The organism is Enterobacter sp. UPMP701 (assembly GCF_053709515.1).
The window spans coordinates 79,226-91,784 of sequence record NZ_JBSKJN010000007.1 but is presented as its reverse complement, the minus strand read 5'-3'; the positions used below and the strand labels follow the sequence as shown (position 1 = coordinate 91,784).

16 protein-coding genes are annotated in these 12,559 nt (G+C 50.5%); 2 read left to right on the top strand and 14 right to left on the bottom strand.

Translation table 11 applies throughout. The features are described from left to right. Genes ACWKXT_RS15950 through ACWKXT_RS15940 form a run of 3 tightly spaced genes read right to left on the bottom strand, consistent with a single transcriptional unit; the run spans nucleotide 1 to nucleotide 848 of the window. Nucleotides 1-327, bottom strand: a complete 327-nt coding sequence (locus ACWKXT_RS15950; protein ID WP_454532869.1) for a TIGR03745 family integrating conjugative element membrane protein — start codon at nucleotides 325-327, stop codon at nucleotides 1-3. 18 nt (nucleotides 328-345) lie between these two features. Then, entirely contained in the window at nucleotides 346-579 is a 234-nt protein-coding gene (locus ACWKXT_RS15945; protein WP_454532868.1) for a TIGR03758 family integrating conjugative element protein, read from the bottom strand. After that, entirely contained in the window at nucleotides 576-848 is a 273-nt protein-coding gene (locus ACWKXT_RS15940; protein ID WP_454532867.1) for an integrative conjugative element protein, RAQPRD family, read from the bottom strand. Before ACWKXT_RS15940 ends, ACWKXT_RS15945 begins: the two co-directional genes overlap by 4 nt. Nucleotides 849-2,054: 1,206 nt before the next feature. On the opposite strand from ACWKXT_RS15940, the gene ACWKXT_RS15935 reads away from it, so the two are divergent. Continuing rightward, nucleotides 2,055-3,332, top strand: coding sequence for a hypothetical protein (locus ACWKXT_RS15935; protein ID WP_454532866.1), 1,278 nt, complete (start codon nucleotides 2,055-2,057; stop codon nucleotides 3,330-3,332). A gap of 42 nt (nucleotides 3,333-3,374) precedes the next feature. Beyond that, nucleotides 3,375-4,133: an abortive infection system antitoxin AbiGi family protein gene (locus ACWKXT_RS15930; protein WP_454532865.1), complete on the top strand. Its 759-nt coding sequence runs from the start codon at nucleotides 3,375-3,377 to the stop codon at nucleotides 4,131-4,133. A 458-nt stretch (nucleotides 4,134-4,591) separates the two neighbouring features. On the opposite strand, the gene ACWKXT_RS15925 is transcribed toward ACWKXT_RS15930, so the two are convergent. From ACWKXT_RS15925 to ACWKXT_RS15875, 11 genes are all read right to left on the bottom strand, one after another. After that, nucleotides 4,592-5,260: a TIGR03747 family integrating conjugative element membrane protein gene (locus ACWKXT_RS15925; RefSeq protein WP_454532864.1), complete on the bottom strand. Its 669-nt coding sequence runs from the start codon at nucleotides 5,258-5,260 to the stop codon at nucleotides 4,592-4,594. Between the two features lie 9 nt (nucleotides 5,261-5,269). Next, nucleotides 5,270-5,536, bottom strand: a complete 267-nt coding sequence (locus ACWKXT_RS15920) for a hypothetical protein (RefSeq protein ID WP_454532863.1) — start codon at nucleotides 5,534-5,536, stop codon at nucleotides 5,270-5,272. Then, entirely contained in the window at nucleotides 5,499-7,532 is a 2,034-nt protein-coding gene (traD, locus tag ACWKXT_RS15915) for a type IV conjugative transfer system coupling protein TraD (RefSeq protein ID WP_454532862.1), read from the bottom strand. Before traD ends, ACWKXT_RS15920 begins: the two co-directional genes overlap by 38 nt. After that, complete coding sequence (locus ACWKXT_RS15910) at nucleotides 7,529-7,936, bottom strand: integrating conjugative element protein (protein ID WP_454532861.1); 408 nt, start codon at nucleotides 7,934-7,936, stop codon at nucleotides 7,529-7,531. Before ACWKXT_RS15910 ends, traD begins: the two co-directional genes overlap by 4 nt. Next, nucleotides 7,933-8,466, bottom strand: a complete 534-nt coding sequence (locus ACWKXT_RS15905; protein ID WP_454532860.1) for a transglycosylase — start codon at nucleotides 8,464-8,466, stop codon at nucleotides 7,933-7,935. The genes ACWKXT_RS15910 and ACWKXT_RS15905 overlap by 4 nt, the downstream gene beginning before the upstream one ends. Next, a complete protein-coding gene (locus ACWKXT_RS15900) occupies nucleotides 8,442-9,092 on the bottom strand; it encodes a TIGR03759 family integrating conjugative element protein (RefSeq protein ID WP_454532859.1) in 651 nt (216 codons plus the stop codon). Before ACWKXT_RS15900 ends, ACWKXT_RS15905 begins: the two co-directional genes overlap by 25 nt. A gap of 6 nt (nucleotides 9,093-9,098) precedes the next feature. After that, nucleotides 9,099-9,707 carry a hypothetical protein gene (locus ACWKXT_RS15895; protein ID WP_454532858.1) on the bottom strand — a complete coding sequence of 203 codons (609 nt, stop codon included), beginning with the start codon at nucleotides 9,705-9,707 and terminating at the stop codon, nucleotides 9,099-9,101. Then, nucleotides 9,700-10,164, bottom strand: a complete 465-nt coding sequence (gene pilL2, locus ACWKXT_RS15890) for a PFGI-1 class ICE element type IV pilus protein PilL2 (RefSeq protein ID WP_454532857.1) — start codon at nucleotides 10,162-10,164, stop codon at nucleotides 9,700-9,702. The genes ACWKXT_RS15895 and pilL2 overlap by 8 nt, the downstream gene beginning before the upstream one ends. A 120-nt stretch (nucleotides 10,165-10,284) precedes the next feature. Beyond that, the gene (locus ACWKXT_RS15885; RefSeq protein ID WP_454532856.1) at nucleotides 10,285-10,701 is read right to left on the bottom strand and encodes an STY4534 family ICE replication protein; all 417 of its coding nucleotides are present in this window, start codon (nucleotides 10,699-10,701) and stop codon (nucleotides 10,285-10,287) included. A gap of 568 nt (nucleotides 10,702-11,269) precedes the next feature. After that, entirely contained in the window at nucleotides 11,270-11,764 is a 495-nt protein-coding gene (locus tag ACWKXT_RS15880) for a DUF3158 family protein (protein WP_454532855.1), read from the bottom strand. Then, on the bottom strand, nucleotides 11,754-12,452 hold the full coding sequence (locus ACWKXT_RS15875; RefSeq protein WP_454532854.1) for a PFL_4669 family integrating conjugative element protein: 699 nt from the start codon (nucleotides 12,450-12,452) through the stop codon (nucleotides 11,754-11,756). The genes ACWKXT_RS15880 and ACWKXT_RS15875 overlap by 11 nt, the downstream gene beginning before the upstream one ends. Nucleotides 12,453-12,559: the final 107 nt, after the last annotated feature.

The window sequence follows — 12,559 nt, the reverse complement described above, 5'->3', positions numbered from 1 at the left end:
TTACAGGATGTCCGAAGCTTGGTTGAGCAACCAGATGGTGATCACCAGTAGAACCGCTCCGACGCCTGCCATTGCACCTAAATCCTTCCACTGCTTACGCCCACCCTGGATTTCGGAGTAGGTGGCGATGCAGTTGTTGGCGACCACCAGAAAACCCACGGCGCAGATGCCCAGCGTCATCAGGATCACAATGTCATAGCCGTAGTTCTGCAACGTCTCCATGATGCCATCGCCCTGACCGCGCGAAGGATCTTCCATCTCTGGCAGATCGGCATATGCAGACAGGGCCGGGAACCATAGCAGCCATCTGAAGATGCGTTTATTCATTTTGCCTCCTGAAATCCGCTAGCTCAGTACCAGCCAGAAGCTGACCAGTAGCAGTAAGATGGTTCGCCCACCGATGCTGCCCAGCGCTCGCCAGCTTACCCGCGCAGTTGCTACACCCCGGTAAGCATCATTTAACACCCAGACCACCCACAGCAGTAGAAAGGCGCTGAACAGGCTGAGCATCACCAGGCTGACGGCATCGGGTTTCACCAGACTGGCAGACTGGAAGGCGCTGATTTGTTCGGGGGTCATGGCGTGGTTTTCTCCTCCCGGTATTGTCCGACGAGCGTTGCTGTATCTCGCGGCTGGGCGCGGGCGGGGGTGAGGTAATGTTCAATCCCGCTACGCAGAGTGGTGATATCGCCGTGGATGCGCGGATAGTCGAAGTAGTAGCGCTCGTTGATGCCGGTTCTGGCGCTCTGCTGGGCGCGGTGGAGCGAGGCTTCGATTTGGCTAAGCTGGTTGAGGGACAGGGTTAGCTCTTCGCGCTCGGTGAGAGGGACTGCGAAAACACTTGTCATAGAGCATAGTGCTATGGTGAGAATGAAAAACTTGTGATGGGATTTCATAGCAAAGCTCCTGTGGATTTATTTCTGAGGTAGGATAAGAGCGGATTGGTGGAAAAATCCTCCATGAATTGTTTATTGGGTGTGTAAAAAATACTTTTAGTTAATTTTTTAGGTAAATAGAAAATTTACCATGTGTCATAACTACTTTTGGAAATTTGGTTGTTTTTTCAATCTCAATGTAAATTTTAATTGCTGCATTGTCTTCTTTATTATTTTTTTTGAATTAATCCTGCGATAAGGTTTATTGATTGTGCTGTACTCTGGATGTTTTTCAATGATGGTGCAAGTCGTAATGAATGAAGACAGGCTATGCTATGTTACAGCGCTTCTCTTTACTAATAATCTCGGAGTGCATTTTCAATATTGGTTGATAATGTTTTTGTCATAGCCTTTTTTATGTCGACCTGTTTTTGCAGTAATGATATGCATACTTCTCCAGGTTGTTTGTTCATTGAAAACAAAGAGTCTGTAAAATAGTTAAGTATGATTTAAGATTAAAAAATAGAAGTTCCATAAGTATGTTTTCTAAAATTATAGGGGCGGCTTGTTATATTTGTACATTATATATCCCTAGACTTGTATCATTTAAGTTAAAAATTAAAATTCTCTTAAGTGCTAAGGTTTGTTCGGGGTCTTAAAAAATGCTTGGAACTAAAACGGGTCTATTTACACACCGATATGCAGTTGGACTGACAAAGCAAATCGTTCAGGAAATATTACTGAAGTTGTTGCTTAGTGTGGCCCCATCATGGCAGTCTTGGTACTCATTGCTGGTTATATGTATCGTTTTCTACATCATGTGGTGTTCGGTACGGGTATTTCTTGGTGCCCTGATTAGCACATTCCTTAGTCAGGAAGTGGTTTGCAATGACATCACTTGGACTGAGTTTTCTTCGCATGATTAGCTATCTAAGACATAAATTGTCGATAAGTATAATAGTTATTTGATTGAAACATTGATCATAAAGTACACAAGGTCATATGATGGCATCTCGACAATTTTGCGGAAGGGATGTATCTAGAACAGTAGGTTTTGTAGATGTGTACAATATGCTTTTATCTACACTGATGGTATGAATCCTACTAAGATATGTTGAAAACGCAGTGTCTGCCAAAAATTTAAGTAGTCAATATCAATTAGTAGGACTGAAATTTTAAATGACTAGATCTTTATTAGTTTCTAAGAAATATATAAATGATTATTTAAACTTTGTTTGGCTATCTTTAAAAGAAAAGCATGGAAAATTTGGAACTATGCAATTTATTTATGATGATAGCATAAATTCAGATCTTTATTATTATGATGTAAATTTTTCGTTCCATAGATATGAGTTGGAATTAAGTGTAGTATTTCATATATCAAAAACAAAAGGTGTCTTTGGGATTGATTTTACGCCGAAAAATAGCCAGGTGATTAGTGTCTCAAATAACATTCTTGATATCTTTATGTCAGCTCCAAAAGATGATGGATTAAATCAATATATAAAAGTTGGGCAGTTTAAAGTAATGGTAAGTACAAGGATCACAATCGGTGGTAATTATACATTTCCTAAAAGCGGATTTTCAATAGAAGATCACTCAATCGATGGTTTCTTTTACCTTGTTTTTAATTTGAGTTATATACAACCTGAGGAAATTAGTAAGAAGGCAGCTAAAAAAGCTGATGAAATTCTATCAGCATTATCTATTTTTATTTATGATTATTTTTCAATAAAGCAGGATTGCCCAGTCATTAATGACGCAGTGCAATTATCGACATATGAAGGGTTGTATATAGATAAAAAAAATTTTATGGGATTAGACGAAATTTCCATTGGAAATAAAATTTGCATGCTCTCTAATTCAGATGAGCTACTTTCTACAGTTTTGAATTCACCTGCAAGGTTAAAATCTGCTAGATTATTTAGAGAAGGGCTTTATTTTAGAAGGAAATATACAGAATCAATTCCTAAGTTGGAAATTATAAAGGTGGGGTCTCTTGAGGAGATAATCAAAGAGCCAATAGATTCTGCATATCCAAATATAGCTTATGATGAAATAAATGACTTTGCTAAAAAGTATGAGATAATATCATATGTAGGTTCCATTGAATCACTTCTTTCCAATAAAAGTATTACTACAATAACAAAATGTAAGGCATGTAATGCAGATATTGTTAATAAAATCAGCGGAATAACAAAGAAATTTAATGCATTTGTTGATAGAAACGCAAATGAGAATCACGGATTACGTGATTTATTCAAGAGAATATATAAAGAAAGAAGTCAGTTTCTACATGCTGGATATAATATAACCCCTCCTCCTAATTATAATATAGGATTGCCATTGGATCTTTCTAATAGAGAGCTTGAATTTGGATATCCACAGTATTATCATAATCTGATATATTGGGTGGGGTACTTGTTAAGAAGTGATATAATCAACGAAATTAAATGAGGTAGATGTTTTTTGATTTCAATGTATTTATAAGGATTTTATATGAGTTTACATCCAGAGATATTGTTTCATTTCACTAATATGGAGGGGCTTTTTTCAATATTAGAGCATACATTCACTATTTCTTATGCTAGAGAAAAAATAGTAGGAAAAGGGGTCACAAGAGAGTTTGGAATACCTATGGTTTCTTTTTGTGACATAAAGTTATCTGATTTAAAAGATCATATTGATAAGTACGGAAATTATGGTATTGGTTTGAATAAATCGTGGGCGAATTCTCAAGGATTAAATCCTGTTTGGTATGTAAATAAAGATAGTGACTTTCCAGATAGGTTTAACTCAGCACTAAATGGCTTGTATAAACATCTAAATTCGATAACAGATCCTAGTAAACATAAAAACTTCAATGATAATTATATGAATTTCTTCGAAATCTATAGGTACATTAAGAATTACGAAGGGGAATTGAAAACCGCTAAACTCAATCTGGATAACTATCGTTTTGCCGATGAAAAGGAATGGCGGTATGTTCCGGATATTAAAACCACGAATGTATTACCATTCGTACCTATATCCAGAATTAGGACCAAAAGTGATAAGGCGCGTTATAATAACTCTATCAGTCATCTTCGATTAAATTTCAAGCCAAACGATATAAAGTACATTATTATTAAAGATGATTCTGAAATTTTAACTATCGTCAATCATCTTAAAAATGTTAAAGGGAGATTTTCTCCTGATGAAATTACACAATTGCAAACTAGAATTTTAACTGTTGACCAAATAAAGAAGGATATGTAACTGTATTCAATTATAATTAATCTGGGGCTGTTTTTTTATGTCAGCTCCTAACACTACTATATCCCTACCAAATCATGCTTCTGCAATTGGTAATGGTTTGATATTTTTCATAAAATATCAAACCATTTTGTAAGCTGCAACCGCATTGGGCGATATTGGTGTTTACTAATTATCATATATATGTCCACCTTCTATTGGTATTCAATATAACTAATGCTGATGAGCGCGCCAAGTTGTATGGAATATTGAAGCTCAGGTTCGATTTCAGCTGGTCGCTTTTTAATTCTTAATTTTCCTTAATGGATTTATCTTTTAAGTACTGTAAGTATATCCTTTTAAATGTCATTGGATTGGAATGCATATTACAATTTTTTGTTCAGGCCAAAGGCGGTATTATGATGTTTTTTGGTGGTCCAGTGAATGCAACAATAGTGTAAACGTATCCATGTAAATGATACTCACAAATATTTTTTAAAAGTCCCAATAGCCACTGATACAGTCACACCAATTATCAAAGATCCCAGCATCAATACATACTCCGGTACAAGAAAAATAGGCACCGCCAGCCACATTAGTCCCGTTGCTATCAAGCAGGATGAAATCATACGCCTGGCATGATGATAAACAAACCCGGACTCATGGCCTGTGCCGAATCGCCGTAAGTCGCGTCTTACCAGCCCGTCAATAAGCCCGACGACGATAATCAGCGCAAATAGCGGCAGTGCCTGCAACAGAATCGCCAGCCGCAGCAGAAAGGTGAGAGTGACGTTACCCGCAGATAGTAACGCGCAGCGGATCACTGTAGTGACCGTCTCTGTCCAGAACAACCCGCTTTGCCCGTTGAGCGAATGAACCAGTGCCGCAATCCCTTGCTGCAATGTATCGCTGACAATCGCCAGATCTTCTACTAACCACGCTGGTACGCCAGCGGAACCTCGCCACCACTGCCATGTCGCCTGCAATACCTGTCCACTGTGGCTGGCGCAGGCGTTCTGCCAGAAAAACGCATCGCCCAGCCACTCCAGCGCTATCGCCAGCATCCATGCACCGAGGCAAAAGCCAGCCAGCACGCCGGGCAGCAATGCGAGCCAGCCGAGCAGTCCGGGACGGCGCATGGGGGGGCGCATGTTCGGGCATCAGTGCAGCGGTAGTGTGACGTAGCGGCAGAGGAATCGTGCCTCGTGCGCCTCATCCAGTCGTATCTGAAAAACGTCGTGTTCGCCCTGCGGCGACGTTGCTTCGCGCCATGCCTGAAAGCCCTGCAAATTCATGCGAGCGATGATCTGGTCGGGCGTTTCTCCCTGCGTCAGCGCTTCCACCGCCTGTTGTAGGGGAAGAGGCAGCGTTTGCGCAGGCCACATCACTTCAACGCTCACGAGCTGGCGGTGTGTCCGGGGTATCATCGATAAGTTTCTCCGTGGTTTCGCTGTCGTTCAGCCATAAAATAGGGTCGTTTTTCGCCGTTACAACTGCCTCCAGGCGGTTCCACCATACGGGCGCACTGTTGTACTGTTTTTCCATATAGCGGGCGATTTGCGCGATGTTCTCCGGCATCAGCGGATTGTGCGTGGTATCCGGTAACGGGATGCGTAGCTTCCAGAGCTGGCCGCCTTCCAGCAGGGCGAACGCCTGACCTTTGGGGAGTTGGACCAGCGAGGCGGGTTCCAGTAACGGCACCTGTATGCTGTTCACCCGATCCTGGGTATTGCTGGAAAATCCGATGTTGCCCTGCGCGTCGGCGCTGTCGGTGACGCCAGAACTGACGCTGTTGCTGAGCACATCCACCTGCGGCAGTTGCTTCGTCAACAATTCGGCTGTGGCGGTCTCCCGCACCCGCATCATGATCAGGCTGTTGAAGTTGCCGACTACCTGGCCCGCTTTGGCGCGGTCGCCGATGCGGGCTTCGATATCGGAGAGCGTCTGGGTGTAGGCCGTGACCTGCACGCCCGCGCCGCCGCCTTTGTTGATCAGTGGAATAAATTCATCGCCCATCAGCTCACTGAACTCATCGCAATGCAGGTTGATGGCCGCTTTCTCTTCCGCCTGCGGAAGACCATCCATCACGCCGTGCTTGTAGATATACCCGGCGACGCTGACCAGATCGGCAAACATCGAGTTGCCGACGGCAGCGGCAATCTCCGCATCGGACAGCGCATCCAGCCCGACATAGACAATCGCCCGCTGACGAATCGCCTGCTGCCAGTCGAATACCGGGCGTGGATCGTTGAGGTCGCCGTAGTCCGGGGCCAGCAGTTGGGCGATTTTCCCGGTGGTCAGTTTTTCCAGTAGCGGCAGCAGCGAGGCGACAATCTTGTCGAAATAGGTTTTGTCGTAGCGAACGGCAGAACGCAGGCCGTCGAGGATCGGGTCATGCAGTCGGGTGGTGGAAAGGTACTGCTCCAGTGCGACGACGTAGCTGTCCCGTCCCTGAAGGTTACGGGGCGTATTCTTTTCGGTAATGCCACCGGCAATCCGCACCACGTTGTCCCATGCCTGGCGGTCATGGCCGGGCAGAAAGACGCGGGCGTAGTCGATAAACAGTTCGTCGATGTTGATAACGTGGCGGGCGATACGGGCATAGTCCGGGCGCTGGCCCAGCGCTACCAGGGCACGGGTGATGATGTTGACGAAGCGCCAGGCAAACTCGCGGAAGGCGGCGGAGTTGCCTTCGGTGGAAAGCTGTCCGGCGATACGGCTGGCCACTTCCGAGATGCGACCAAAGCGTCCGACGGCGTTATAGCGGGCGGAAATCTCCGGCCAGCCGAGATGGAACAGCCAGAAGACGCTTTCCCGCCCGGCTCGGTGCGCCTCCACCCACACGCGGCGCAGCAGGTCGGCATCACCCTTGGGGTCAAAAACAATCACCGTGTCGCCACGGCGAATATCCTGGGCAATCAACAGCTCTGCCAGCCGCGTTTTGCCGACGCGGGTGGTGCCGAGTACCAGCGTATGCCCCGGTCGATCGCGCAAGGGTAACGTGACGTGGCCTTCGAGCAGCTCCACGCCGTGCAGCAACGGATCGCCGCCGATGGCGGAAGGGCGGTCTGTCCGCAGCCAGTGCTCACACTGTGGCAGGCGACACAGATACAGCCGCTGGGTATGCGTGGGCAGCCAGCGAAAGCCGCGCCCGAGAAACAATGCGTCGGGTAGTAATGGGATGCGGCTGGCGGAGAGCGTCCAGAGTGGCAGATGGCGCACGCGGCGACGAAAGCGCAGGATGCGCACTCCTTGCTTTAGCCGCAGGGCAGACAGCGCAAGCAAGGCCAGCGCCAGGAGCCATCCGGAATAGGGCGTCAGCAGCAGCGTTTGTGGTGCAGCTACGCACCATACTGCCGCCAGCAGGGCCGCGCTGGCGCTGTAAAGCTCCACCGCCGGGCGCAGGATGAAATCGAGCCTCACTGTTCCAGCCCCTTGTCGGTGATCAGCACCGGATAGGCGGTGATGGGCAGGTGTTTTGCCATATCGTCGGCGCTGACAGGCAGCAGCGTTAACGATGGAGCGATGGTCCGCAGGGCATTCAACCGCGCCAGCGTAACGACGTTCACGACCAGCCCGGTGGCGTGCAGGGTTTTCAATGTATCCCGGTGCTGGCGCAGCCATTCTGTGGACAGCGGATCGTCGCCGATTAAAAACAGCGACGTCATCCCCGGCAGGCTGAGTGCTAGATGGGGTTGCTGACCCGGATGCAGATTGTGGGTAACGACCGGCAATAACCGGGCCTCATCCAGCGCCTGCATGGGAACGGCTGGACCGGCAATCGCGGCGACAGTAAACAGTAGCATGGATGGAATGAGGTGTTTCATGGCGACGTTCCTGATACAGAGAGTAACCGGATTTGCTGGTCGATTTTCTGGCGATAAACGGCGGCGGGTTTGCCTCCGGCAGGATGGTGGTAGCGGGCGGCAGCGTCCAGCCAGCTTCCGGGGGAGGCATTGTAGTGCTGACGCAGCAGCAGGGCGGTGACGGTGAGATTGTCCGCTGGATCGAAGCTGGCGCACAGCGAGGGAAACCAGTGCCCGTTCCAGCCGAGATTAATCTGTCCCAGACCTGCATCGATGTGTTTCAGGCTGCGGGTACGGGCGAAGGCGAGCAATGCCCGGCAGGCTGAAGAACGGCTGGGGTAACGGTAGCCGGTTCCGGCGATATTCAGCGTCCACGGCCACGGATGCAGCCCCTGCGCCAGTTGGGCGCCGCTTTCCGCGCGGGCCACCGCGTAGAGCAGTTCAGCCGGAACCTGCTGTTGATGAGCGATTTGCGCATACAGCGGCGGCACGGCACAGGCGTGAGCGCTGATAAGCAGGCCGACTGTCAGGGCGCAGAGACGGGACGCCATTGCTCCCCCTGTTGCTCCAGCAATAACGGTAGCTTTCCGCCGCCGAGGCGTTGCCAGCGCCCATTATCGTGATTAAGCGTTATCTGCCCGCGCTCGACTTTGCGCATATCAATATGCTGGCGCTGCGCCCAGCGTTGCAGGCTGGCATCGTCGTTACGGCTGTTGACCAGCCAGATATCCAGCGGTCGGTCGTCGTTGATGAGCTTCTGCGCCAGCATCTCGCAGGCCGGGCATTTCTCGCTGACGAACAGCGCCAGACGTGGCTGGACGACGCTGCGGATAGGCGTCAGCGTCGGGTAAAGCCGCTTCCACGCCAGGTCGTAGGCACGCTGGAAAGCCAGCTCTTTCTCCACCCGCTGATGCTCTTTACGGGCCAGCAGTTCGGCATAGCGCTGGCGTTCGGCGTCGCTGTTGGCTTCCACGCCGAGGGTGGTGAGGGGATCGAGTCCCGGCGACCAGATACCGCGCTCGCCCTGCCGCAGTTGCTGGTAGCGCTGCCATTCGCTGTCGGTCAGCCCCCACTGCTGCGCCTGCGTGTGAGTGATGGCCTGTTCTTCAATACGGGTTTGTTGCGGGCTGGCAAACAGCGGCAGTAACAGAAGGCACAGCAACAGATATCTGCGCATTGCGGTTTATCCTCCGGCGTTCAGCGTCAGCCGCTGCCCGCCTTTACGGAAAGTGGCGTGACTGCCGTCCAGTTGCAGCAGTTGCCAGCCCTGCACGCTGTCGCCGGGGGCAACAAGCTGAAGCTGTGAGAGCGAACGATAGCCGGATGGCGCGATGACGGCGAACTGCCGCCCGGCGCGGAACTCGCTGCTGATAAGGGAAAAAGGGGCCTTTGCGGCCCAAAGCGGAGAGGGGACGGGGCTTTTTGCCGTTGCGCGGCTGCGCGTGGCGGTCTGTTGTTGCAGGTGTTGATAACTGGTGTTCAGGGTCTGGATTTTTCCCTCCAGTGCCCTGAGCTGTTCGTTGATGGGGGGTAGTTGTTCGGCCTGAGCGCTGGCGGTATCGTCAAGCCGTCTGGCAAGGGCTTCCGTGCGATCGGTGATGTTTTTTACGGCAACCTCCAGCTCGCGATAATCGCTGTCTGGCTGCTGTTGGTTATGCCATTGCACCATCTGGCGTTGTGCCTGCTGTTGCGCCAGCGTCAGGGCATTCAGGCGGTTGACGCACCAGAGCATCGCAGCCGACAGCAGAATGAGAACACTGCCGGTAATCGGATAAGCCAGACGTTTAAGCATGATGGTCTCCCGTTCCTGGCGTGTTCAGGTGAAAACAGACTTCGCGATTCAGTATATCGGTCTGCATCAGCCAGCCCGGCCCGGCCAGCGTTTTCAGTGCCTCTTCCAGTCTCATCGGGCCGAGCCTGTATTGCGAAAGCGGCAGTGGTTTACCCGCCAGAAACTGTGTTGGATGGTCATCGGCGCACAGGCTGTAGCCGCTCTGTTTCAGCAGCCAGGTGAAGGCGTCGCCAACGGTGAGCTTCAGGTTCAGCGGCAGGTTGATGTTGACGATTTGATGCAGCGGGTTGCGCTGGGCTTCGTCGGGACTGATGTTAATCAGCAGGTAGCGATCATAGCGCACCACTTCAGGCGCGGGCGGCGTTGCTGGGTCTGGTGCAGGCGCAATTGGCTGTCGGGGCGCAGTGCAGCCGCCCAGCATCAGCAATGTGATAACCCATCCTGTTATTCGCGCCATTGTCTCTCTGAATCTTATGAGGAATAGCCAGAGGGTGCGCAATGGTGAGAAGGCAGACAACGCGAAATTGTTTTTCGGTGATGAAAAAAAGACGCCCGGAGTGGGCGTCACGATAAAGATTCAGGCTGCATCAACTTCCGCCTCTGCTTCCTGATTTCCGGCCTGCCAGACGACTTCGCCGTCGATTTTGATAAGGCCAATATAGAGTAGTCGGGCTTTCAGGCTGACGCCCGTTTCGCCTTTACGCTCGCCTTTGCTGTAGGTGAACATATCGACGTATAAGTCGCCCAGGCGGAAGTGGATCAGCACTTTGCGCTTTTCATTGACCGCCTGCTCGCAGCGGGCAATCAGCTTGCGCGCTTCGCTACCAGTGACTTTGCAGTCAAAGCGGACATAGTCCACGTCATCGGCGGACCCGCTTAATGCGGCAATGTCACAGCATAAAAACGGCTCGCCGCGTTTTGGGGTGACGGTGCGGACACGGTTAACGTAACCCAGACCGCTGGTGTACAGATTGAAGTAAGTTTTCTCGTTCATAGGATCCTCCCGCGTGGTTGAACGCGGCGATTAGTGATATGCAGAGTGCATCGGGTGAAAGGGGATGCGCGGGGATGATGCTGCGCATTTAAAAGGCGATGGAACCACGCCTTACGGCGGGTAGCGTGCAGGTTCCGGCTACCAGATAAGCAAGGGGATTTAAACGAGGGGGAAGGGGAATTGCGAGGCGATATTCTGTTTTGCTGCACCTTAAATATCGTGTTCCGCACGGAAGCTGTTAAGGTGCAGCGGGCTGAAGGGGGTCACTGTTCGCGTAGGGTTACGCGCGATTTCTGTCAGCAGTGTAAATCGTCATAGCTGGCGCTTGCGCACAAACGGATCCCGTGGTTATCCGGTGGGCGCCGGAAAAATGCAGGAGGTCCGGGCGGATAGCGAGACGGCTGTCGCCTGGCTATCCGCCCGGAATGATACTGAACAGGAGCGTAAAGGGTGTTTTGCGTGACGGGAGCGTCACGAGCGCGAACCAGCAAAACATGCCGCGCTGTTGGGAGTGCATCGAGAGTAATCGCGCAGCCGCTTAGTGTCGTGCTGCAATTCATGTCCTGCGTCAGCTATTTTGCCGCCCCTGATACAGCATTTCTGCCTGGTTCATCTTTTCCTGACATTCCCGCGCCTGGCGGATGATGAAGGTCAGCACCGACATCTGCATATTGAACACGATGCGATCCCGCTCGATTTCCAGTAAGGCATCTCTGGCGCGTTCCGGGATTTTGGGATCGCCAATCAGGTTGCAGAATGCCGGGGTGCCGGATTTGTTGTTTTGCTGGTTCCGCCAGCGCAGGAAGTTTGCGCCGGACGGGGCTGGTCCGATGGTGAATATCAGTGGAAGCTGGCGCACGGGGTAGCGTCTGGCGCTCTGGATTAGACGTTGCATCAATGGTTCCATCATCTCGCGCACGCTTCGGGCGTTGCTCTCCAGCAGCTCCAGCTCCCCCTTACTCTTAAAAGGCTTTAAAAGGCCTTTTAGCGAGGAGACGTAAACCAGCATTTTATAGTCTTCATCAGCCAGCGACTGGTATCCGGTTATGGGGTTATTCATCATCGGCAACTCCGGGATTTTTTGCCTTGCCAGGCTGTGGTGATGAAAACGATGAGCGCAGCTTGCCGCTCAATATCGCTTCCGGTAGCGGGCCTAAACGCTCAATAGCAGCTCTGGCCTGTGGCGTATCGTCGATAAAATCCTGACGGGTCAGGCCGGAACCGTGATATTTCTGCGCCAGACCGAAGGTACTGCGGATAACGGTTGCGCCGTTATTTAACCGGTTGTGCATTTCCCTACGGGAGATGACGGCGATATGGGAGGCCAGTAACAGCTGGCGTGCGAGCTGGTCAAAGTCGGTCAGCAGATAAACGCCCTGATAGGCCAGTGGAGCGTTGATAAAAAGCGGAAAGCGGGCAGGTTGAACATTGAAGCAGTTTTCAATATCGATGCCTTCTGGCAATTCGCTGAACATGCCTTTCGCCTGATCCAGCATCACTTGCATCAACTTACGCGACTGCACCAGTTTCTCTTCCATACGCAGCATCCACAGATCGGCATAAGGATCGTTATGTTCTGCGGCAATGCGCATCTGGTTGAGGATTTCGATAAAGCGCGGCATTCCGATGATTGGCGCAGGGCCGTTCTCGGTCGCCCGTCGCCCGGTCCACAGCCGGGTGGCGTTATGAGTATGAAGCTGAATATGGATCGCACTACGCAGGGGACCCATGTTGAAGGTGTAGTCCGACATATCTGTTTCCTGTTGCAGATGGGGGTCAGCGCAGAGTGATGGCGTGAGGGGTTGTGAGCAATTGGAAAACAAAAACGCAGGCGGGAAGATTGTTTGGTGGAAATTTT